Consider the following 22,096-nt stretch of genomic DNA (forward strand, 5'->3'; position numbering starts at 1 on the left):
GCAAAAATATCCTATCCTGCTATCTCTGCATTGATGCGATCAATAAAATCTAAAATTTCTTCACCTCCTACCCTTTCCACAGAGGAAGTGATGAATGTAGGGGGAAGCTCCTCCCATGTCTTTCTCATCTCCTTCTTGTAGCTGGCCACATTGGATTGGATTTGAGTCTTGCCTAGCTTATCCGCCTTAGTGAATACAATGCTAAAAGGGATGCCATTCTCGCCGAGCCACTCCATAAACTCCAGATCAATTTTCTGCGGCTCATGTCTGCTATCTACCAAGACGAATACGCACGCAAGGTTCTGCCGCTCCTCCAGGTAGGAATTGATCATTTTCTTCCAGGCAGCTTTATTGACCTTGCTTGTTTGTGCCCAGCCGTACCCCGGCAAATCCACCAGATACCAATTTTCATTTATTAGAAAGTGATTGATCAGTTGCGTTTTACCTGGAGTAGATGATGTTTTTGCCAGTTTCTTCCGATTGGTCATGTGATTGATCAGGCTGGATTTTCCAACATTCGATCTCCCGATAAAGGCATACTCCGGAATGGTAGGATCCGGACAATCAGCCACATGAGGACTGCTTTTTACAAATTCTGCTGATTTTATCTGCATAGGGAAGAAACTGCTAACATTTGAACCGATCAAGGGTTTAATCCACTAATATTGCGGCAATTATGACGGTACTTCCATACAAAGATAAGTCGGATGCGAAGAAGAAGCAGGTTGCGGAAATGTTTGACAGCATTTCGGGCAAATACGACTTTCTGAATCACTTTCTGAGTTTGGGGATTGACATCAGATGGAGAAAGAAAGCCATCAAGATGCTCAAAGATCTTCAGCCGAAACAAATCCTTGATATTGCTACTGGTACAGGAGATTTCGCCATCGAATCTTTAAAGCTGAACCCTGAGAAAGTAATTGGCGTGGATATCTCGGAAGGCATGCTAAATGTAGGCCGTGAGAAAATGAAAAAGCGAGGTTACTCAGACATCATAGACATGCAGTCAGGAGATTCGGAAAACCTGCATTTTGAAGACAATACCTTCGATGCAGTGATCGTTGCTTTTGGGGTGAGGAACTTCGAAAATCTGGAAAAAGGACTATCTGAAATGAATCGCGTGCTTCGACCGGGAGGACGAGCTGTCATTCTGGAGTTTTCAAAACCTACGGTATTTCCATTCAAACAATTATATAATTTTTATTTTCGTTGGATATTACCAAAGATTGGAAAGGTGGTTTCAAAAGACAATGCCGCCTATACCTACTTGCCCGAATCTGTCAATGAATTTCCCTTCGGGGACGATTTCTTGAAGATTCTGCAGAAAACAGGATATAAAAACACTACATGCAGACCATTAACCCTAGGCATCAGCTCTATTTACGTGGGAGAAAAATAGCCCTGGTTTTCGCATTGATTTTGGGGTTGGGGCAAAGCTCATTTGCACAAAACAACCCTTCGGACAACCTGATCAACTATGAAGACCAGTGGATTCACTATGGTTTTTTGATTGGCATCCACTCTTCAAAATATGTCATCCGGCATTCTGATTACTTCACCTCCCCTGCCATGGATACGGTTCATTCTATCGTGCCCGGAAATCTGGGTGGTTTTAAGTTGGGGTTTGTGATTAACATGAAAATCTCTGAATACCTCGACTTCAGATTGCTCCCTACTGTTGGGTTTTATGAGAATGACCTTACCTATCGGTTCACGAACGGCATCAGTCAGCGGGAGCTCAAAGATGCCACCATGGTGGAACTCCCCCTACTGCTCAAATACAAGTCTGCCCGGAGGGGAAATATTGCCATGTACATGCTCGCAGGAGTAAATCCATCTTTTGAGGCAGCAGGAAAGGGCGATGAGCAGGATGTAGGGCAAAAGCTGGAACTCCGCAACTGGAACATTGCCATAGATGTGGGAGTTGGGCTGGATATGTATTTCGCCTATTTCAAATTCTCTCCTGAAATAAGATACTCTTATGGCCTGCGAAATATGCTCACCGAAGATCCAAACGACTTTAGCATAGGACTTGACAAACTCACCACTCAGAACCTAGGCATTTTTGTCACTTTTGAGGGCGGGCCAAGCAGCAAGAGAAAGCTTGGAAAGAAAACCAAGGGTGCCGGACAGATACAAGCCAGACAGAAGAAACGCCTGAAACAATGACCCAACCCATTGCACTTATAACCGGAGCTACCAGCGGAATTGGCGAAGCGACCGCTCGTATTCTTTCCAGAAATTACCGACTGATTATTTGCGGGAGAAGAAAGGATCGGTTGGAAAAACTAAAGAAAGAACTGGGGAGAGAGGTACAGACACTCTCATTCGATGTTCGTGATAAAAAGGCATTTTTTTCTGCTTTTGAATCTCTTCCCGAAGATTGGAAAAAAGTAGATGTACTGATCAATAATGCAGGAAATGCCCACGGGCTTGATTTAATCCAGGACGGCAATACGGACGATTGGGATGCCATGATGGACATCAACGTGAAGGGCCTTCTTTACGTAAGCAAAGCGATCATCCCCGGCATGGTGAGTCGAAAAAAAGGCCATATCGTAAATATCAGCTCTATTGCCGGTCTGGAAGTTTATCCGAGAGGAAACGTCTACTGTGCTTCAAAACATGCGGTAGACGCACTCACCAAAGGGATGAGGATGGATTTGAATGAACACGGCATTAAAGTCACCTCCATAGATCCCGGGCTTGTAGAGACAGAATTTAGCGAGGTGAGATTCAAAGGAGATACTAAACGAGCCAGTCAGGTCTATCAAAATTATACTCCACTCACTGCACATGACGTGGCAGAAACAATCGAGTTTGTACTCAGCCGACCTCCTCATGTGATGATCGGGGATGTACTGATCTTACCTACAGACCAGGCCAGCAGCACAATTGTGAATAAAAAAAGCCAATAGTCTTTTTGAAAGATTTCTGATCCTCACATATTTGCCGGATGCAACACATCCTCATCATTGGGGCGGGCAAGTCATCCACCGCACTTATCAATTACCTGCTTGATCATGCAAGTGAAGAACATTGGCAAATCACCATTGCAGAGAAGGATTTAGAACTTGCCAACGCAAAAATCAAAGGTCATTCGCAAGCCAAAGCAGTTCCTTTTGATGTCTTTGATGATGATCTACTATTCAGCCTTGTGGAGGAACATGACCTTGTCATTTCGATGCTTCCGGCCTCACTTCATATTCATGTGGCCAGAAAATGTGCAGAGCTCAAAAAGCATTTCCTGACGGCCTCATACCTCACCAAAGAAATCGAAGCACTTAATGGACAGTTTGAAAATGCCGGCAAAATTATGATCATGGAGATGGGGCTTGATCCCGGCATTGATCATATGTCGGCAATGAAGGTGCTGAATGAGCTGCGAGACAAAGGGTGTGAACTTACGGGCTTTGAAACATTCACAGGAGGTTTGGTGGCGGAGGAATCTGTGGGTGACAATCCATGGAAATATAAATTCACCTGGAATCCAAGAAATGTGGTGCTGGCCGGGCAGGGCACGTGCAAATTCATACAGGAAGGAAAATACAAATACATTCCGTATCATAAACTTTTTAGAAGGACGGAGGCCATCTATATCCCCGATTACGGATATTTTGAGGGGTATGCCAATCGTGATTCATTGGCGTATCTGGATGTCTACAATCTAAGAGGGATCAAGACACTGTATAGAGGGACATTGAGAAGGCCTGGGTATTGTGCGGCCTGGGATGTGTTTGTGCAGCTGGGCGCTACCGACGATACCTATCAGATGGAAAATGTGTCAAACATGACACATCGCCAATTCATCAATTCCTTTCTTTCCTACAACCCCAAAGATTCGGTTGAGTTGAAGCTGGCGCATTACTTAAACCTGGATTTGGACAATGGCATCATGTTTAAGATGAAGTGGCTGGGGATGTTTGATGATGAACCTGTGGGGTTAAACCAGGGCACTCCTGCACAGATTTTGGAGCATATCCTAAAGAAAAAGTGGTCTCTTAATCCCAATGACAAGGACATGATTGTAATGTGGCACAAATTCAACTTTATTGACAATGGTACCCCTCGGGAGATCCAGTCAAGCATGGTCACTTTAGGGGATGACAACCTAAATACAGCCATGTCGAAAACGGTGGGACTGCCTTTGGCTATTTCAGCCAAGCTCATCCTCCAGGGCAAAATCAATCTGACAGGTGTTCAGGTTCCGATCAGAAAAGAAATCTATGAACCCGTCTTGGAAGAGTTAATCAATACAGGTCTGATTTTTAATGAAAGGGAGGTTGCCCCTACTTTTTATTGAATCACGTGAGCCTGCACTACTGAGTCAATCTCAGCCATCACTTCATCTATTCGGGAAATGTCACTCTCCAGGTGGTTCTCTATGATTTCGTTCAGGTGCTGAACGATCCTAATTTCATCCTCCTTCTGTTGTCCCCGCGCATATTTGATGGAGTTTTGAAGGTGATCCATGGCATGCTCCAGTGTTACCATCGCTTCTTCCTCCTTTCCCTCACGGATATATTCTTCTGAGATTCGCAGGGAAGCAAAAGCCAGCGAATTCATCGCATCTGCAAATGCTTCATACATCAAATCATCATTGATGTCTTCTGCTTTGATGTGCTCTTCCACTACTTCCAGGTCATGAATTGCTACTTCAATTGCCCTCATGCTTACGCTATCACCATCTTTCTCCAGCAGCCTCATCATGGAGATCGCATCCTCCAGAAACTCAATCGCTGTGAGACGTTTCCCATCGTGCTGATACCTATCTGCGGTATTCATCAAAAGATCAGGCTCTACTGCAAGCTCAGTGATCTGAGGGTTCTGTTTTTTTTTCTCCCTGTCGATTTTGAGATAAATCACAATGGCGGTGATAGTCACCGCGGCAAACAATAAGTAGTATATGTTTCTCCCTTTCATGGTGTATTCTGTCTATACACTCTAAATTAAGACTTTATCAATTATTCGCTTCAAATGCAGCGTCTACTTTTAGGTTTTTTCGTTCAGCGGCCTCTACAGCCAGTTGATCACACCGTTCATTTTCCGGATGACCTGCGTGCCCCTTCACCCACTGAAATCGAACATCATGTGGGGCTGAAGCCTTCAAATACCGCTCCCATAAATCACGATTCTTTTTCCCTTTAAAATCCTTCACCACCCAGCTTTTCAGCCATCCTTTGGTTACGGCATCCACCACATACTTGCTATCTGAAACCACCAGCACATTCCAGCCCGGCTTTTTGATGGCCTCTAAGCCAGCTATGACAGCCATCAGTTCCATGCGATTGTTGGTGGTCATGCGAAAGCCTTCGGATAGCTCCTTTTCCTTATCGCCATATCGAAGGATGGTTCCATACCCACCCGGACCCGGATTGCCTTTGGCCGCCCCGTCTGTAAACATGGTGATCATGCCAGCAGATGGTTTTTGAATATCTTAATGGAGATTGCGAGCAATACAATACCAAACACCTTTCTCAATACATTAAAACCTGCCTTGCCAATTTTTCGCTCCAGCCAGTTGCAGCTTTTGAGTACAGCGTATACGAAAATCAAGTTGACAAAAATCCCGACCAAAATATTGGCGGTAGCAAACTCTGCTTTTAAAGAAATCAGGGTAGTCATAGTACCTGCTCCGGCAATCAACGGAAAGGCTACCGGCACAATGGATGCACTCTTTGTCTCCTCAGGATCAGATTTAAAAAACTGCAACCCTAGCACCATCTCCATCCCTAAAAAGAACATAATTATTGCTCCGGCGATGGCAAAAGACGGGATATCTATACCAAATAGTTTCAGGATACTCTCCCCTACGAAAAGGAAAATTACCATGATGATCCCTGAAACCAGTGTTGCTTTTTCAGACTGTACATGGCCAAATTTTTTCCTCAGATCAATGATGATGGGCACACTGCCCAGAATATCAATAACTGAGAAAAGAATGAGCGAAACACTGATTATTTCTTTAAAATTGAACATCGACTTACTTATTTGGTAATATTTAACACAAAACTAATGTGATGACAAGCCGTAATAGCATAAAATTCGCTCATTTTGCAGATCAATTTCTATGAGCGTCTCTCAAACATCTAATGGCACTGTTTTCGCCTGATCGTTGTAAATAAATAAGGCAAACGAATACAAATCCTAAGGACATGATAAAATCTACATTTTTTGCACTGTTAGTGTTCCTATCTGCTTTTTCCATGGCTCAGGAGGGCTGGAACTGGCCCGAAGATCCAAACCTGAAAGATCAGGCGATGGAAAAACAAGCCTACTACAAACTACTGATAGCGCAAAGCAAGTTTGAAGAAGCCATGGATCCTTTAAACTGGCTTTTTAAAAACAACCCGAAGCTAAATCCCTCCATTTACATCCAGGGGGCAGATTGTATGGAGAATATGATTAAAAACACCACGGATAAGGTGCGAAAAGAACGACTTCAAGACTCACTGCTTTGGATGTATGACCAGCGAATCGCGCACTTTGATAATGATGCCGCAACTATGGATAGAAAAGTCTATGAAGCATTCAAATTGTATTATAAAGCCCCGGCAAAGTATCCAATGCTAACGGACCTATTTGAGAAAGCCTATGAGATGAATGGACCTGAAATTTCCACTTTCAATCTTAACACCTATATGCTTCTTGCTAAAAATTATCATCAGTTGAATCCGGATAAAATGCCTGCAGAGAAAGTGCTGGACATCCACTCTCAGATTTCCGAAATCATAGAAATAAAGCGAAAAAGTGGTGAAAGTGCAGACAAACTTGACAAGGAACAGGATAAAACCGATGCGTGGCTAAGCTCCATTCCTGGAGACATCCTAAGCTGCCAATTCATTGAAGAAAAACTTGTACCAAAGTTCCGGGCAAATCCCACTGACCTATCCATTGCAAAGAAGATTTTTAAATACTCTGTTCAGGCCAAGTGTACCGACCAGCCGTACTTCATGGAAGCTAGTGAGCCGGTCTTTAAGGAGCAGCCCTCATACACCTTGGCCAGTGCCATTGGCAATAAATACCTGGCCGGTGGAGATGCTGCCAAAGGGCTTGAATTTCATGCAGAAGCTGAGAAGCTTGCGACCACAACAGACGAAAAATATGATGCGCTGATGGGGCAAGCCATTGCAAACAGTAAACTCGGAAACAAATCACGTTCTCGTGCTCTGGCATACGAGGCTCTGAGTGCTAAACCGGGAGGCACAGAAGCGTATAACCTGATAGGCAATCTCTACTTTACCAGTTTTGATGACTGCAAAGGAGAACAAAGCCAGGTGCAGGATCGGGCGATCTTCATAGCTGCATATGATATGTACTCAAAAGCGGGAAACAAAGCACAAATGGAAGCATCCAAAGCACAATTTCCTTCTATCGAAGATATTTTCAACGAAGGAAAAGAAGAAGGTGATCAGATAACGATCGGGTGCTGGATCAACACAACAGTGAAGCTTCAGCGAAGGTAATGACACTCGAAGCTATCAGTAGTCTGATCTTAAGCTTTCCGAATGTTGAGGAAAATCCACACTTCGAAAGAGCTGCCTTTAAGGTCAGAGGAAAACGGATATTCACGACCATTCTAGAGGCTGATCTCACCGCAAACCTTAAGCTTTCAGAGGTTGATCAATCGGTCTTCAGCCAAATCAATGACCATATCTATCCTGTTGATAATAAATGGGGAAAACAAGGCTGGACTACTTTCGAGTTTGAAACGCTGGATGAGGAATTGATGCGGGACGCAATCAAAAAGGCTTACGATGCGATTTTCAACTAATTCGGGATATGTGAGGGGCTTTTTAGCTACAGCCCTTTTTGTCTCTGTGTTTTTTGTCCATTCCCAAAATGTGATCGTTTTGGGATTGGCTCAAGACGGAGGTTTCCCTCATATCGGTTGCCAGAAGGCGTGCCTTCAAGCTCATCAAAATCCTGATCTTGCCAGATATATCACCTCGCTGGCGCTCGCAGATGCCGAATCTGGAAAATGGTGGCTCTTTGAAGCTTCTCCAGACATGGATCGGCAGATTCAGTATTTCCATGACCTCACCAATCATCAGTATAACTACCTGCCCGAAGGGATATTCATCACCCACGCACATATGGGTCACTACACCGGATTAATGTTTTTGGGCCGTGAAGCCCTTGGAGCAAATGGCGTCAAAGTTTATGCACTTCCGCGATTGATTGATTTCCTAAGCACCAATGGCCCGTGGAGCCAGCTGATATCGCTGGATAATATTGATCCCGTCAAAATGAAAGCCGATAGCTCATTGACGATATCAGAAAACATTCAAGTAACGGCTTTCACTGTTCCTCACCGTAATGAATACTCAGAGACAGCCGGATTCAGAATTGAAACGAACAAGAAAGACTACCTCTTCATTCCTGATATAGACAAGTGGAGTAAATGGGATCGGAGCATTGTAGAAGAAATCAAAAAAGTGGATTATGCATTTTTGGATGCTACCTTCTTTCAGGATGGAGAGCTCCCCAATCGGGCAATGAGCGAAGTGCCACATCCATTTGTGAAAGAAACCATGGCATTGTTCGAAAATGAGTCTGAGTTGGTGAAGAAGAAGGTTCAATTCATCCACCTCAATCACACTAATCCACTACTCTTTAGTGAAAAAGCCAGGATTGAAGTTTTGAAAAATGGATTTGGGATCGCTGAGCAGGGAAAGGTCTATAACTAACCCACTCGCTCAATCTTAGCCCCCAGTGCGTTCAATCGATCATCAATGAATTGATAGCCCCGGTCTATCTGATCGATGTTGTGAATGGTGCTGACTCCCTCTGCCGACATGGCGGCAATCAACAACGAAACCCCGGCGCGAATGTCTGGAGAGGTCATGGTAATACCCCTCAGAGGATAAGCGCGATCCAATCCAATGACTGTTGCTCTGTGTGGATCACACAGGATGATCTGGGCGCCCATATCTATCAATTTATCTACAAAGAATAGGCGGCTTTCAAACATCTTCTGATGAATCAGAACAGTACCTTTTGCCTGGGTTGCCGTTACCAAAATCACACTCAGTAAGTCAGGCGTAAGTCCTGGCCAGATGGCATCTGCAATGGTCAAAATAGAGCCGTCAATATAGGATTCTATCTCAAAATGCTCCTGGGCAGGGATGTGGATATCATCTCCGTTGAAATTCATCTTGATTCCTAATCGCTTGAAGGTATCAGGGATCATCCCAAGCTCTTTGATTTGCGCATTTTTGATGGTAATGTCGGACTTGGTCATGGCTGCCATGCCGATGAAGCTTCCCACCTCAATCATATCTGGAAGCAGAGTATGCTCAGTCCCTTTCAGCGTGGTGACCCCTTCTATACGCAGCAGGTTTGACCCCACCCCTTCAATATTGGCCCCCATGCGGATCAACATCTTGCAGAGTTGCTGAATGTAGGGCTCACACGCGGCATTGTAGATGGTTGTCAAACCCTCAGCCATCACAGCGGCCATGATAATATTTGCTGTTCCGGTTACAGATGCTTCATCCAGAAGCATGTAGGCCCCCTTCAGATTTCTTCCATCTACGGTATAAAAAGAGGTCTGCGGATCGTAATTGAATTTAGCTCCCAGCTTTTCAAATCCCACAAAGTGTGTGTCCAGCCTTCTTCGACCAATTTTGTCGCCTCCTGGCTTGGGCATTCGGCCGGTCCCAAACCGTGCCAGGAGCGGACCCAAAATCATAATCGAGCCGCGAAGAGCTGCTGCCTTTTCTTTAAAATCAGAAGTATTGAGAAAATCAAGATTTACGTTGGCCGCTTTGAAGGTATAGGACTCTCCTCCATTTTCGGTCACCTCCACACCCATATCACTAAGCAGATCGATGAGCTTGAGCACGTCCCTGATCTGAGGAATTTTGTGGATGGTCACCTCCTCGCCGGTTAATAAAACCGCTGAGATAATTTGAAGTGCCTCGTTTTTTGCTCCTTGTGGAGTGATTTCACCCTTAAGCCGGTGACCGCCTTCTACCCTGAAAGATGACATTGTTGATTCGGAGATTTGATGATTTTAGTAATTACTCGATTGGGCAACTAAGCTATCGAAACCATCCTCAAATCAAAAAAATCTTCAAATCAAAAAATCGGATTAATTTCTCCTTCTATTGTTGTTGCCACTGCGGGCTTTATTGTGAGGGCCATTCCTTCGCTGACCACCCTTATTTTGATTATTATGACGGCCTTTATTGTTGTTTGTGTTGCTACTTCTTCGGCCGGAATATTTCTTGTCCGAATCGAAAAGTCCGAGCTCCTTCACGGTTTCAATATCAATATCTAACTGGTCATTAGACATACGCTTGATGTTCTTCAGGATTTGCTCATCCTCGATACTTTCCTTGTTCCAGGTTTGGAAAAAACTTTTCATCAATCGGCCGATGGCCACTACCGCTCCCTCTTTCTCTTTGGGGTCTTCCATCGCCACAGCCTGATCAATTAATAATTCGACGCTACGTCCGTAGTGTCGGAATTTGATCTCATTGGAGTAATATTTTAGTCGCTCCGGCTTTCTATCCAGCACTGAAGCATCCGGTTTAGGGTACGGCCCCTCAATATCCAACTCAAAGTTCGAAATGATGTGTAGGTCATCCCATACTTTCTGATCGCTCTCACTGTCCGTTCCCAAATCAGGATTGATCAGCTTCATCAGCTCCACCAGGGTAGCCGCCTTCTTATTTCTATCTTCTTTGTCCTTGATATTTTTCAAATGTGCCACAAGATTTTGCACATTTCGCCCGTACTCCCTCAATTTCAAGTGTGCACGCTGAGTGTTGTATTCCAATGATGTATCCATAATAATTTGGCCCAAAAATAGGCAATTCAATGTTACTTATTAATTGCTGCAATGCATTTCAGCTCAATCGCGATGGGAGTTGGTAGCGAACTGATCTCTACGGTAGTCCTGCATGGCTGATTATCCTTGAAGTATTCTGCGTAAATTTTATTGTAGGTTTTAAAATCGTCCTTCATGTTGGTGAGAAAAACCGTCACATCCACCAGGTCATCCCAGCTAGCTCCTGAAGCTTCTAGTATCAACCTTACATTTTTAAATACCGAGTGGCACTGCTCAGCAATATCATAGCTGAGGATCTCACCATTCTCATCTAATTCCACGCCAGGTATTTTCTTTGTTCCCCGCTCTCTCGGTCCTACTCCGGATAAAAACAGCAGGTTTCCCACCTGTCTTGCATGGGGATACAATCCCACCGGTTCCGGTGCTTTATCTGAATCGAATTTTGTGCTAGTCATAGTTTGAAGTTACAAGCTTGAAGTTGTTCGTTGCAATTTCTGAATTAAGGCAATCTAACCTTGTGGCTTGCAGCTTATGACTTGCTACTTGCCATTATCTCCTCAATCTCCTCTGCTTCGATCGGAATGTTTTTCATCAGGTTGATGTGTCCATCTTTAGTAATCACCACATCATCTTCCAGCCTGATTCCAATGTTTTCCTCAGGAATATAAATGCCCGGCTCCACCGTAAACACCATACCAGGTTCAAAAACCTTATAGATAGATGCCACATCGTGTACATCTATGCCGATATGATGCGATGTGCCATGCATGAAATACTTTTTGTACGCCGGCCACTCCGGGTTCTCATTCTTGATATCCGTTTGGTCAATCAACCCTAATCCCAGGAGCTCCTTCTCCATCAATTTTCCAACCTCTGCATGGTACTCGGGGATTCTGTTCCCCGGCTTCAATAAAGCTGTGGCTGCATTTTTCACTCTAAGAACAGCATCATAGACCTCACGTTGACGCTTGGTAAACCGTCCATTCACCGGAATCGTTCGGGTCATGTCCGAATTGTAATTACTATACTCAGCCCCCACATCCATTAAAAGAATATCTCCATCCTTGAGCTCCATCTTGTTTTCAATGTAGTGCAGCACACAGGAATTAGCCCCTCCACCAATAATTGGCGTGTAAGCAAATCCTTTGGATCGGTTTCTCACAAATTCATGCAGATATTCAGCTTCCACTTCATATTCCATCACACCCGGCTTCACATACTCCAGTACTCTTCTAAATCCCTTTTCTGTGATGTTGCAGGCCTGTTGCATGATATTGATCTCAAACTGAGATTTAATGCACCTCAAATCCTGAATGATTGGAAACAATCGCTCGTACTCATACAAAGGATATTTCTCCTTGCACTCCTTGATGAATCGAGCATTTCTGGTTTCCACCTCGCTGGCATTGCGGATGTGCTCATTGCTATCAAGATAAATATGATCGCACTCCGCCAGGATGGTATAAAAAGTCTTTTCAAACTCAGACGTCCACTTGATATTTTTAATACCTGAAGTATCGGTTCCTTCCTCTTTGGTGAGTTTGTGACCCTCCCACACTGCAATTTCCTCGTTGGTTTCACGAAGGAATAAAATCTCGCGCATTTTTTCGTCCGGGAAGTCTGGCGCAATCAACACAATCGACTCTTCTTGATCTACCCCGGTGAGGTAAAACAGGTTGGCATTCTGCACAAATTTCATGGTGCCATCGGCATTGGTAGGCATGATATCGTTTGCATGGACGATGGCCACCGAGCGTGGCTTCATGCGCTTGGCCAGGTTTTTACGATTCTGAATAAATAATTGGTTGTCAATTGGATCGTATCGCATCGATTATCTTCGTTCTGAATTAAAAAATTATATGGCAATGAGGTGGCTAAAATTAGCACTTCTTTTTCTCTCTGCTCCGCTATTTGGGCAGCAATTGGGATTTGCGCTGGAGCAAATCAACGGGCAGGCAATCATTGATGCCGGCTTGACCGGTAAAGGTGTGAAAATTGGTATCATCGATGGTGGATTTTTGGGTGCCGATAAAAGCGAATCCTTAAAAGCGCTTTTTGAAAGCGGGCAGGTGGCAGGATACAGAGATTATCTCGATCTGGAAGCAACTGATTTTTCCGGCAGTGCAAACTTTGATGACACCCACGGCACTGAGGTTTGGGAGCTGATCGGTGGATTCAAGGCAAGCAAAGACGTACAATATGGGCTCGCAACTGGAGCAACTTACTACCTCGCTCGAACCGATCATGGTGGGTATGAACGACGAGAAGAAGAAAGATTCGCCATAGAAGCGATGGAGTGGATGGCCAAAGAAGGCGTACGAATCATCAATATCTCGCTTGGCTACAATTTCGGGTTTACCAAAAAGGAGGAGAACTACCGGCCGGAACAAATGGATGGAAAGAGTACGATCCTCACACAGGCGGTGGAACGAATGTCCAAAGCGTATGGGATTTTGGTTGTGGTAGCGGCTGGAAATGACGGGGATCACCGCTGGGAGATCGTGGGTTCACCAGGAGATGCACCTAGTGCCCTCACTGTGGGAGCTACGAAATTCAAAGTGTGGGATGACATGAAATACAGCTCCAAAGGCCCAGGGTGGCTTGATTATGTGAAGCCGGAAATCTCTTGCTATTCTTCATTGGGAACATCTTTCTCTGCGCCAATTATTACGGGACTTGCTGCGTGTCTTTTAGAACGAGATTCTACAACTACGGTGGATCAGCTAAGAAGCGCAATCCTAAATGCTGGGAGTTTGGTATCTCCTAACAACTACCTCGGCTATGGTGTACCGGATGCTCACAAAGCATTACAACTGATTGAAGGATCAAGTGTGGAGAACCAGAAAACGGTCCTATGTGACAAAAAAAACTACATCCTTGAGTTAGGCAAGCCTTCCATTTACCTGACAGTATATCACAAGCGTGGCTGGATAGCACTAAAGAAAGAAACGATCCGAACGGATAAAACAACCATCAAAATCAAACGAAAGGAAGACGCAGAGTCCAGTACGGTGATTTGGGAAGGGGGGGCTTTGGAAGTGGTGTGGAAGTATTAAATTTATTGAAAAGTAATGTCGGAGAGCTGATCAAAACGATTGGAACGAATTAGTCAAACATTTCGTAACTTTCTTTCATGGATAATTCACAACTAAGCAGAATCACGGTTAACCCGGAAATTTGTCATGGAAAACCGACAATTAGGAATAAACGGTACACCGTAGATTTAATACTTGATCTTTTGTCTGCGGGATCGAGCCATGAGGAAATACTACAAGATTACCCCAGCCTGACTGAAGATGATATTTTGGCTTGCCTGGCATACGCTTCTAAATTGACAAAATATACCAGTTACAGTAAGATCGCAATATGAAGCTGATCATTGACGCTCAATTGCCGACTAAGCTTTGCGAAATATTAAGTCATCTTGAGTTTGATTCAATTCATGTGGATTCTTTGCCTAAAGGGGATGAAACTCCAGATTCAGAAATTATTGCATATGCGGATGATCATGACTCAATGATTGTTACCAAGGACTTTGACTTCTATCATTCATTCATGGCACTAAAAAGGCCCAGAAGGCTCTTTCTTATTACAACAGGGAATCTCAAAAACCGGCAACTTTTCGATTTGATAAGGAATAATGCATCGATCATTATGCAGGCCCTAAAGAGGAGTAACTATGTCGAATTGACCAATGAGGGGATTGTTGAGCACGAATAAGTACAAATCCTTACCTCCCCCCTCCCAACCTGAAAATCCTTCTCGAAAAACCCCTGTCATCCACCACTTCTCCATCGCTCACTTTCTTCACGCCTTCCACCGTATAGAGCGCTTGAGGATTGTACTTCTTAATAGCCTCTAAGGTTTCACCCAGTTTTTCCCGTTTGATTACGGTGAAGAGTACATTCACCGGCCCGTCCCCGGACTCCCCGGCCAGACTCGTAAATCGCCTGTTTTTCTCCTTAAAGAACTCAATGAGTCCATCAGCGGGCTTGGCTGTGATCACCCGCACCACTACGTTTCCAATCGCCAGTCGCTCTTCAATCATCATTCCCACAAATATCCCCATCGCATAGCCACTCGCATAGGCAATGGCCGTCTGCCAGTTACCCAGATTCTGAAATATCTGACTGATCGCCACCAACCAAATAGACGCCTCAAAAAAGCCAAGAATGGTAGCCACATACTTTCGTCCATTCAGCATGAGAATGATGCGAAGCGTATTGATGGACACATCACAGATCCTGGCAAAAAAGATCAGTGCAGGGATGACTACATAGTTGAGAAGGTCAGCATCAATATCCAGTATTTCTGATAGATTCATGGGTCAAAGTTATCTCCTCCCTCTACCCCCTCCAAAGGGGAAAAGGATAATTTCAATTGGGTATTGTCCATTCCCAAATTCCTGCTTCGTCTTGTTGGAAATATTTATCTTAACTAAAACACTACAGCAAAATGAAAAAGTATTTGTACGTATTCCGAGGTGGGGACAATGGCTATGAAAATCAATCACCGGAAGAAATGCAGGCCCACATGCAGCGATGGGGCGAATGGATGGCCAAAGTGCAGGCAGAAGGTTATCCACTACAGAAAGAGGGAAAAGTAGTTGGGCCCGGAGGCAAAATCATGACAGACGGACCATTTACCGAAGGCAAAGAAATCGTAGGTGGCTATGTACACCTGGAAGCCAAAGATCTGGATCATGCAGTGGAGCTTTCCAAAGACTGCCCAATTTTCGAGTTCGGAGGCACCACCGAGGTGAGGGAGATTATCACGGATTTTTGATCAATCTCTACTTTGCACGTCATCCTGAACCTGCCTGCGGTAGGCAGGCGTAGTGAAGGATCTAACTTTTATATAGTAAAGATCCTTCGTTTCACTCAGGATGACGTTCTTTTGAAATCAAATCCATGCAAACCTCCCAGCTCGTCGATCATTTTTTCCGAACGGAGTATGGTAAAGCTGTTTCTCACCTTACCAGCAAGTTTGGTTCGTCTAATCTGGAGCTGGCTGAAGACAGTGTGCAGGAAGCCCTGATCAAGGCGATGCAGACCTGGCCCTATTCGCAAATTCCTGATAATCCTACCGGGTGGATACTCAAAGTGGCCCGAAACAAAATGATCGATCAGCTTAGGCGAAACCAGAAAACCAGCTACCAGGAAGTGCCGGAAGGAATGGAAGAATCCAAAAATGATGTGACGCTCGACTCTATCAATGACGATATGGTGCGAATGATGTTTGCCTGCTGCCACCCTTCACTCAGCCAGGAGTATCAGATTATACTCACGCTCAAAATCCTGGGCGGTCTTTCCATTCGGGAAATTTCCAGTTCGCTTTTGAAGAAAGAGGAAACGGTTGCCAAAGGCTATACCCGGGCCAAGAAGAAATTCAAGAAGGATGAAATCAAACTAAACCTTCCTCCTGCTAATGAAATTGAGAAGAGGCTAGACATGGTTTTGAAGATCATCTATTTACTCTTTAATGAGGGATATAAATCAGCCGAAGGAGAAAACCTGATTCGGAAAGAACTATGCGAGGATGCCATTCGATTAAGCGGAGTTTTACTTGAAAGCGAAATTTGCAATACTCCCTCTGCCAATGCATTGATGGCGCTCATGCTTTTTCATGCCTCGCGCTTTGATGCACGTGTGGATCAGGATGGTAACATCATTACGCTTGAAGGGCAAGACAGGACTAAGTGGAATCAGCAGCTAATTCAACAAGGACTGATTTATCTGGATCGGGCTTCTGCTCAAGGCGAAATCAATGAATACATCATACAGGCAGCTATTAGCGCCACACATTGTCAGGCGGCCACTTTTGAAGAAACCAACTGGAAAAACATTCTGAGACTTTATGACCTCCAGCTTCAGCTTGCGCCCAGCCCTATCGTGGAATTGAACCGGGTAGTTGCTTTGGAAAAAGTGCATGGGCCTTTGCTTGCGGTCAAGGAAGTGGAACGGCTGGAGGCTACCCAATTCTTCGAGGAGTATTATCTGTTTTATGCCATCAAAAGTGAGATGTCAGAAAAGCTGGGGAACCTTGAGGAAGCCAAAACGTCGCTGGAACGGGCAATCTCCCTGACCAAAAACGATCGTGAAAAAACCTATCTGTCAGGTAAACTCAGCAAGCTCGGCTGATAAATTTCAGACCTGCATCTGACCCCCGTCAGCATAAAGGCTTCATTCTTCGTCGACCTTTATGCCTATGAAAAAGGTCTATTTACTCATTTCAGTGATTTGGCTGTCCTCCTGCGCAGTGACGGTGAAAACCTATCAAAAGCCCAATCAAACATTTGATCAGTTTCAGACGTGGTGTTGGCTGGAAGGCTGTGAGGTCACATATCAGGGCCCTAAATACCTATATGATCAAAAGGTGATTGATGAGATCGCCAATGCCATCGCCTTTAGCATATATGAAAAAGGCTACCAGCAGGGGGATGATCAGTCAGACCTAATGGTGAATTTCTTCATGGTAGTTGAAGAAGATTCTGCTGAGGTTACCTCGATCTACGATGGCACCTATCAAGGTGAACGAGAGTGGCTCACCATGCTTTATCCCGAATATCAGAAGTTTCTGAAAGGCAGCCTGGTCATCGACGTAATCGACCGGGAAAATTCGGAACTGGTTTGGCGCTCCACAGCTGTAAAGTACCTGGAGCTCAATCCGGTTTATGACAAAGACGAAATCTGGAAGGGAGTCACCAAAGCCATGAAGAAGCTCCCGGGGAAGGAATGAGTTTTCAACCTCCCTGTATCACTCCTTTAAAGGAAAGTAGAATTATATCCCCTCACTCCCTTCCTAGGAGGAATTATTCGATTTAAAATAATCCTACTTGAAACCTGAGACTTATAACTAGCAACTTAAGTCCTAACTTTGCGCCCCAATGAGCATGAAGGAATACGAGCTGATAGAATTGCCAAATGGCATAAGAATTATCCACAAGGAGGTAAGCCACACCAAAATCGCCCATGTGGGCATCATGCTGGACATGGGTAGTAGGGATGAGTCACCAGAAGAGCAGGGGCTGGCGCACTTCCTGGAGCACATGGTGTTTAAAGGAACCTCCAGGAGAAATTCTTTTCATATTATCAACCGGCTGGAATCCCTGGGCGGTGAGCTGAACGCCTACACCACCAAAGAGAAAATCTGTTTCTATGCTTCGCTGCTAGATATTCATCTGGATAAGGCTGTGGAATTGCTGGCTGACATCACCTTCAACTCTACCTTTCCGGAAAAACAGATCGAAAAGGAGCGCATGGTGATTCTGGAGGAAATGAGTATGTACCGGGATACACCGGAAGATGCTATACAGGATGAATTTGATGAGCAACTTTTTCCAAATCATTCGCTCGGGCGAAATATCCTGGGAACGGAGGAAACTGTGAAGTCATTCCAAAAAGGAGACTTCAGATTATTCCTGGACAAAAACCTAAATACTGAGAAAATCATTTTTTCCAGTGTGGGGAATTACCCGGCAACCAAAATTCAGAAGCTGGCCACCAAATACCTTCAGGAAACACCTCATAAAAACCACACCCCCTCTCGTGAATGGTTTACCGGTTATCAGCCTTCCCGAAAGGAAATTCAAAAGCCCATCACCCAGGCTCATTTCGCTATGGGCATGCCCTCACTCAGCATCAAGGACGAAAATCGCATTCCTTTCTTTTTTATGGTCAACCTGCTGGGTGGGCCAAGTATGAGCTCCCGACTAAATCTCTCTTTGCGCGAAAAGCATGGGCTGGTATATGGAGTAGACGCACACTATGCCCCCTACGTTGAGACGGGCCAGTTCGCCATTTACTTTGCTACTGATCCTAAGAATTTGAAGAAAAGTCAGCGAATTGTACTAAAGGAGATAGAAATGCTTAAGAACAAGCCTCTGGGAGGTATCCAGCTCCACAAAGCCAAAAACCAAATCAAGGGACAGATGGCCCTTTCTGAGGAAAACAAAAATGCCATCATGCTGATGATGGCCAAAAGTCAGCTTGACCTCAACAAAGTGCCGGACATCAATAGCGTATTTGAAAAGATCGACAACATCACGGCTACTGACATTCAGGAACTTGCCAGACAATATTTGCCAGTGGATCAGATGAGCTCGCTGGCATATCTGCCGGAATAATTCTTACCTTTACTCTTATGAAGACAAGATCAATTTCGTACATCGAGTCTGAAGAAGATCAACTAGAATTTGAGGTCAATGAAGCACTCAAGCATCCAATAGGTGATAATTTATCCGAATATTTTAAGTCTATAGCAGCCCAATGTGCGATGATGGGCATTGACATAAATAATGTCCCGAACTCACGAAAAATATACTACATAGCTGATGAGCACGAATGATCAGTTCCCTTCTCATTACAAAGATTTCATCAATTCGCTTAACAATCAGCAGGTAGAGTACTTACTTATTGGTGGATACGCACTAGGAGCATATGGTCATATTAGAGGTACCAATGATCTGGATATTTTCATTCATGCTACGGAAACCAATGCTCTAAAAATGATCAAGGCATGCATAGATTATGGAATACCAAAGGAGGATATTAAAAAGGAGATGTTTTTAGTTCCTAAAATGATTGGAATTGGTGATCCCCCGCTAAGGATAGAGATCCTTAAAACAGTAGCTAGTTTTGATTTTGAATATGCTTTTGAAAGGAAAATAACCAGAGACGTTAATGGTGTGTTGATCAATGTTGTTGATTTGGATGATCTAATTATGCTAAAAAAAGCTGCCATTAAAGAGCGTTCGAAAGCGAGGGATCAGGAAGACCTCAATTTTCTACAAAAGCTAAAAAGCAAACTTTCAGGAAAGTAATTCTTATCTTTACAGTCATGGAATTTCTAGCTGAAGATCTCCAGCAGTACGTAGAAGATCACACTGAGCCGGAATCTGATTTGCTCCAGCAGATCAACCGGGAAACCCACCTCCACGTTTTAAAACCCAGAATGCTATCCGGCCACCTTCAGGGACGGGTCTTGTCTATGCTATCTCACATGATCCAACCAAAGCGAATTCTGGAAATTGGCACCTACACCGGCTATGCCTCTTTGTGCCTGGCGGAAGGTTTGCGGCCCGAAGGAAAATTGATCACCATTGACAACAACGAAGAGCTATCAGTGCGTACCAAGGGATACTTTGCAAAATCTGATTTTGCTGACCAGATAGAAATGAAAGTGGGGAATGCGCTGGATATTATTCCTACTCTAAAGGAAAATTGGGATCTCGTATTTATTGATGCCGATAAGTCAAACTATGCCAACTATTTTGATCAGGTTATCGATCAGGTAAATATAGGAGGCTACCTGATTGCCGACAATGTGCTGTGGAGTGGCAAAGTGTTTGATAAAACAAAAAATGACAATGATACGGTGGCCATTCGGGCATTTAACGAAAAAATGCATGTCGATCCCCGTGTTCAAAACGTTCTATTTCCCATTCGGGACGGATTGATGATTTTAAGAAAACTATGAGAGCAAACGTTACAGGTTTTGAGTTTCGAGTCTTGAGTTTGATCATGTTCATTATGCTTGCATTCTCGAGTTTAGCCCAGACTGTTCCAAGTGAGATGATGATCGGGGATGTGAGGCTTTCCATCAACGAATCTGCCAGGAAGCAAATCCAGCAGGACGTGGATCGGCTCACGCAAAGCCAAACGTATTTCAACATCCTAGTGGATCGAATGAATCTCTATTTCCCGTATATCGAGCGGGAGCACAAAAAAGCAGGTGTTCCTGATGAAATCAAGTTTCTGGCCCTTCAGGAAAGTGCATTGATTTCCGATGCAGTGTCCTCAGCCAATGCTGTAGGATTCTGGCAGTTCAAGGATTTTACCGGACGGGAAGTTGGCCTGATCGTAGACCGGAAAGTGGATGAGCGCCTCAACATTGTTTCGTCATCAAGAGGCTCAGGCAAGTATTTCAACTCTAACAACTTCTACTTTGACAACTGGGCATATGCTGTAATAGCCTACCAGGCCGGAGCTGGAGGAGCAAAAAACCATACGGACAAATCAAACTATGGCTCAAAAAGGCTAAACATTACCACCAATACCTATTGGTATCTAAAAAAATTCATCGCGCATGTGGTAGCGTTTTCTCCTTATGTTGGTCAGCCTCACTCGGAAGGCATCTGGCTCGACGAAATCACCAATGCCGGGGGAAAAAGCATGGAGCAGATAGCCCGTGAGGAGAAAGTAGACATAGAGGAGCTTAAAAAATACAACAAGTGGCTGATGCGCGGAACTGTCCCTGAGGATAAGACCTATTCGATTATGGTGCCAAGGCAAGGCACGCCACCAAAGAACCTGATAGCGGAAAACAGCAACCCTCGGCGAAATAAAATCTCTGAGCCACAAACAAAAGTCTACCCGACAGAGATAAAACCGGGAATTACCGAAAAAAACAAGTCGACCATCATTCCCCTGAATGGCATTCCGTCCATTTTAGCAAGAGCCACGGATGATGTTCACAGTCTCTCTGCGCGCGCCGGAATCAGCGAAAAGAGATTTAGGAAGTATAATGACATAGGGGAAAACGACAAGATCATCTCTAATGAATTTTACTATATAAAGAAGAAAAAAGGAAAAGCGAAAATCGGCTTTCATGTGGCAAAAAAAGATGAATCCCTGTGGGATATTTCACAGCAATACGGCATCCAACTGAGTAAACTGGCACAACGAAACCGCATGAGCATCATCGATGAATTGAAGTCCGGACGAGTGCTTTGGATGGATAAAACCAGGCCTTCGGATGAGCCTATAGCGTACCATGAACTGACCAGGCCTGTCATCACTAAACCTGTCGCTCAGCCAACAGCCTCTACTGTTGAAATTCAAGATGAAATTATCGAACCCGAAGAGCAAGTTGAAGAGGAAACAGAAGAAGAAATCGAGCCGATTGTAGTCCCGGTGGTGGACAGTTCCGAGGAGCGCAGGAAAGTAAAAATACACACCGTAGCTGCCGGAGAGTCGCTTTGGGCGATTGCAAAAAACTATGAAGTAAAACTTGATGATCTGCTTAGATGGAATGACTTACCCAATCCGGATGCCATCAGTATAGGTCAGAACATCCAGGTGAAAGCACCAATCGAGGAGGCTTCAGCAGGAAAGAACATCATCTCTCATACGGTGGAGGCCGGCGAGACACTTTACGCCATTTCCAGAAAGTACAACATGACTGTGGATGAAGTGATGGATTTGAATGGAATGAAGACCTACGATCTAAGTACTGGTCAGGCGTTGAAGGTGTATGGTGGCTCTACTAGTTCGGAATAAGTCCTACCCTTCCATGCTC

At 44.4% G+C, this 22,096-nt stretch carries 27 protein-coding genes; 18 read left to right on the plus strand and 9 right to left on the minus strand.

The genetic code is table 11. The features are described from left to right. Window positions 1-11: 11 nt before the first annotated feature. Window positions 12-614 (minus strand): ribosome biogenesis GTP-binding protein YihA/YsxC, encoded by a 603-nt coding sequence (gene yihA / locus RLN88_RS09095; protein WP_350221082.1) that lies wholly within the window; start codon window positions 612-614, stop codon window positions 12-14. A 62-nt stretch (window positions 615-676) separates the two neighbouring features. Between yihA and ubiE the strand changes: the two genes are divergently transcribed. The 4 genes from ubiE to RLN88_RS09115 are packed head-to-tail and all read left to right on the plus strand — an operon-like array spanning window position 677 to window position 4,303. After that, a complete protein-coding gene (gene ubiE / locus RLN88_RS09100) occupies window positions 677-1,399 on the plus strand; it encodes a bifunctional demethylmenaquinone methyltransferase/2-methoxy-6-polyprenyl-1,4-benzoquinol methylase UbiE (RefSeq protein WP_350221083.1) in 723 nt (240 codons plus the stop codon). Next, window positions 1,348-2,169, plus strand: a complete 822-nt coding sequence (porT, locus tag RLN88_RS09105; RefSeq protein WP_350221084.1) for a type IX secretion/gliding motility protein PorT/SprT — start codon at window positions 1,348-1,350, stop codon at window positions 2,167-2,169. The genes ubiE and porT overlap by 52 nt, the downstream gene beginning before the upstream one ends. Beyond that, the gene (locus RLN88_RS09110; protein WP_350221085.1) at window positions 2,166-2,918 is read left to right on the plus strand and encodes an SDR family NAD(P)-dependent oxidoreductase; all 753 of its coding nucleotides are present in this window, start codon (window positions 2,166-2,168) and stop codon (window positions 2,916-2,918) included. Before porT ends, RLN88_RS09110 begins: the two co-directional genes overlap by 4 nt. 38 nt (window positions 2,919-2,956) lie before the next feature. Continuing rightward, window positions 2,957-4,303, plus strand: a complete 1,347-nt coding sequence (locus tag RLN88_RS09115) for a saccharopine dehydrogenase family protein (RefSeq protein WP_350221086.1) — start codon at window positions 2,957-2,959, stop codon at window positions 4,301-4,303. Here the strand turns inward: RLN88_RS09115 and RLN88_RS09120 are convergent. The 3 genes from RLN88_RS09120 to RLN88_RS09130 are packed head-to-tail and all read right to left on the minus strand — an operon-like array spanning window position 4,297 to window position 5,979. Beyond that, window positions 4,297-4,923 (minus strand): signal recognition particle subunit SRP68 family protein, encoded by a 627-nt coding sequence (locus RLN88_RS09120; RefSeq protein WP_350221087.1) that lies wholly within the window; start codon window positions 4,921-4,923, stop codon window positions 4,297-4,299. The genes RLN88_RS09115 and RLN88_RS09120 overlap by 7 nt on opposite strands. 37 nt (window positions 4,924-4,960) lie before the next feature. Next, entirely contained in the window at window positions 4,961-5,413 is a 453-nt protein-coding gene (gene rnhA, locus RLN88_RS09125; RefSeq protein ID WP_350221088.1) for a ribonuclease HI, read from the minus strand. Further along, entirely contained in the window at window positions 5,410-5,979 is a 570-nt protein-coding gene (locus RLN88_RS09130) for a MarC family protein (protein ID WP_350221089.1), read from the minus strand. Before RLN88_RS09130 ends, rnhA begins: the two co-directional genes overlap by 4 nt. A gap of 176 nt (window positions 5,980-6,155) precedes the next feature. Here RLN88_RS09130 and RLN88_RS09135 point away from each other — a divergent pair, with 176 nt between their 5' ends. Genes RLN88_RS09135 through RLN88_RS09145 form a run of 3 tightly spaced genes read left to right on the plus strand, consistent with a single transcriptional unit; the run spans window position 6,156 to window position 8,690 of the window. Then, window positions 6,156-7,466 carry a hypothetical protein gene (locus RLN88_RS09135; protein ID WP_350221090.1) on the plus strand — a complete coding sequence of 437 codons (1,311 nt, stop codon included), beginning with the start codon at window positions 6,156-6,158 and terminating at the stop codon, window positions 7,464-7,466. Next, entirely contained in the window at window positions 7,466-7,774 is a 309-nt protein-coding gene (locus tag RLN88_RS09140; protein WP_350221091.1) for an MmcQ/YjbR family DNA-binding protein, read from the plus strand. Before RLN88_RS09135 ends, RLN88_RS09140 begins: the two co-directional genes overlap by 1 nt. Continuing rightward, entirely contained in the window at window positions 7,758-8,690 is a 933-nt protein-coding gene (locus RLN88_RS09145; protein WP_350221092.1) for an MBL fold metallo-hydrolase, read from the plus strand. Before RLN88_RS09140 ends, RLN88_RS09145 begins: the two co-directional genes overlap by 17 nt. Here RLN88_RS09145 and murA read toward each other — a convergent pair. From murA to RLN88_RS09165, 4 genes are all read right to left on the minus strand, one after another. After that, window positions 8,687-9,994 carry a UDP-N-acetylglucosamine 1-carboxyvinyltransferase gene (murA, locus tag RLN88_RS09150; protein ID WP_350221093.1) on the minus strand — a complete coding sequence of 436 codons (1,308 nt, stop codon included), beginning with the start codon at window positions 9,992-9,994 and terminating at the stop codon, window positions 8,687-8,689. The two genes, RLN88_RS09145 and murA, sit on opposite strands and share 4 nt — an antisense overlap. A gap of 102 nt (window positions 9,995-10,096) precedes the next feature. Next, on the minus strand, window positions 10,097-10,798 hold the full coding sequence (locus tag RLN88_RS09155) for a DUF4290 domain-containing protein (RefSeq protein ID WP_350221094.1): 702 nt from the start codon (window positions 10,796-10,798) through the stop codon (window positions 10,097-10,099). Between the two features lie 32 nt (window positions 10,799-10,830). Then, window positions 10,831-11,253 (minus strand): RidA family protein, encoded by a 423-nt coding sequence (locus RLN88_RS09160; RefSeq protein ID WP_350221095.1) that lies wholly within the window; start codon window positions 11,251-11,253, stop codon window positions 10,831-10,833. Window positions 11,254-11,327: 74 nt separating this feature from the next. Further along, window positions 11,328-12,626 (minus strand): aminopeptidase P family protein, encoded by a 1,299-nt coding sequence (locus RLN88_RS09165; protein ID WP_350221096.1) that lies wholly within the window; start codon window positions 12,624-12,626, stop codon window positions 11,328-11,330. A gap of 37 nt (window positions 12,627-12,663) precedes the next feature. Here RLN88_RS09165 and RLN88_RS09170 point away from each other — a divergent pair, with 37 nt between their 5' ends. The 3 genes from RLN88_RS09170 to RLN88_RS09180 all read left to right on the plus strand — a co-directional run bounded on the left by RLN88_RS09170 (window position 12,664) and on the right by RLN88_RS09180 (window position 14,518). Next, complete coding sequence (locus RLN88_RS09170) at window positions 12,664-13,854, plus strand: S8 family serine peptidase (protein WP_350221097.1); 1,191 nt, start codon at window positions 12,664-12,666, stop codon at window positions 13,852-13,854. Between the two features lie 77 nt (window positions 13,855-13,931). Next, window positions 13,932-14,168: a DUF433 domain-containing protein gene (locus RLN88_RS09175; protein WP_350221098.1), complete on the plus strand. Its 237-nt coding sequence runs from the start codon at window positions 13,932-13,934 to the stop codon at window positions 14,166-14,168. Beyond that, on the plus strand, window positions 14,165-14,518 hold the full coding sequence (locus RLN88_RS09180) for a DUF5615 family PIN-like protein (RefSeq protein WP_350221099.1): 354 nt from the start codon (window positions 14,165-14,167) through the stop codon (window positions 14,516-14,518). Before RLN88_RS09175 ends, RLN88_RS09180 begins: the two co-directional genes overlap by 4 nt. 10 nt (window positions 14,519-14,528) lie before the next feature. On the opposite strand, the gene RLN88_RS09185 is transcribed toward RLN88_RS09180, so the two are convergent. Then, entirely contained in the window at window positions 14,529-15,122 is a 594-nt protein-coding gene (locus tag RLN88_RS09185; RefSeq protein WP_350221100.1) for a DUF2179 domain-containing protein, read from the minus strand. A 131-nt stretch (window positions 15,123-15,253) separates the two neighbouring features. Here RLN88_RS09185 and RLN88_RS09190 point away from each other — a divergent pair, with 131 nt between their 5' ends. From RLN88_RS09190 to RLN88_RS09225, 8 genes are all read left to right on the plus strand, one after another. Beyond that, complete coding sequence (locus RLN88_RS09190; protein ID WP_350221101.1) at window positions 15,254-15,583, plus strand: YciI family protein; 330 nt, start codon at window positions 15,254-15,256, stop codon at window positions 15,581-15,583. 125 nt (window positions 15,584-15,708) lie between these two features. Next, complete coding sequence (locus tag RLN88_RS09195; RefSeq protein WP_350221102.1) at window positions 15,709-16,938, plus strand: RNA polymerase sigma factor; 1,230 nt, start codon at window positions 15,709-15,711, stop codon at window positions 16,936-16,938. Between the two features lie 67 nt (window positions 16,939-17,005). Beyond that, window positions 17,006-17,536 (plus strand): DUF4136 domain-containing protein, encoded by a 531-nt coding sequence (locus RLN88_RS09200; protein WP_350221103.1) that lies wholly within the window; start codon window positions 17,006-17,008, stop codon window positions 17,534-17,536. A gap of 154 nt (window positions 17,537-17,690) precedes the next feature. Next, entirely contained in the window at window positions 17,691-18,923 is a 1,233-nt protein-coding gene (locus RLN88_RS09205; protein ID WP_350221370.1) for a M16 family metallopeptidase, read from the plus strand. A gap of 17 nt (window positions 18,924-18,940) precedes the next feature. Continuing rightward, the gene (locus tag RLN88_RS09210) at window positions 18,941-19,144 is read left to right on the plus strand and encodes a hypothetical protein (protein ID WP_350221104.1); all 204 of its coding nucleotides are present in this window, start codon (window positions 18,941-18,943) and stop codon (window positions 19,142-19,144) included. Continuing rightward, window positions 19,131-19,619 carry a nucleotidyltransferase gene (locus tag RLN88_RS09215; RefSeq protein ID WP_350221105.1) on the plus strand — a complete coding sequence of 163 codons (489 nt, stop codon included), beginning with the start codon at window positions 19,131-19,133 and terminating at the stop codon, window positions 19,617-19,619. Before RLN88_RS09210 ends, RLN88_RS09215 begins: the two co-directional genes overlap by 14 nt. Before the next feature lie 17 nt (window positions 19,620-19,636). Further along, window positions 19,637-20,275 carry an O-methyltransferase gene (locus tag RLN88_RS09220; protein WP_350221106.1) on the plus strand — a complete coding sequence of 213 codons (639 nt, stop codon included), beginning with the start codon at window positions 19,637-19,639 and terminating at the stop codon, window positions 20,273-20,275. Beyond that, on the plus strand, window positions 20,272-22,077 hold the full coding sequence (locus RLN88_RS09225) for a LysM peptidoglycan-binding domain-containing protein (RefSeq protein ID WP_350221107.1): 1,806 nt from the start codon (window positions 20,272-20,274) through the stop codon (window positions 22,075-22,077). The genes RLN88_RS09220 and RLN88_RS09225 overlap by 4 nt, the downstream gene beginning before the upstream one ends. Window positions 22,078-22,096 lie beyond the last annotated feature (19 nt).

The organism is Ekhidna sp. (assembly GCF_040223195.1).
In the GTDB taxonomy this organism is placed as follows: domain Bacteria; phylum Bacteroidota; class Bacteroidia; order Cytophagales; family Cyclobacteriaceae; genus Ekhidna.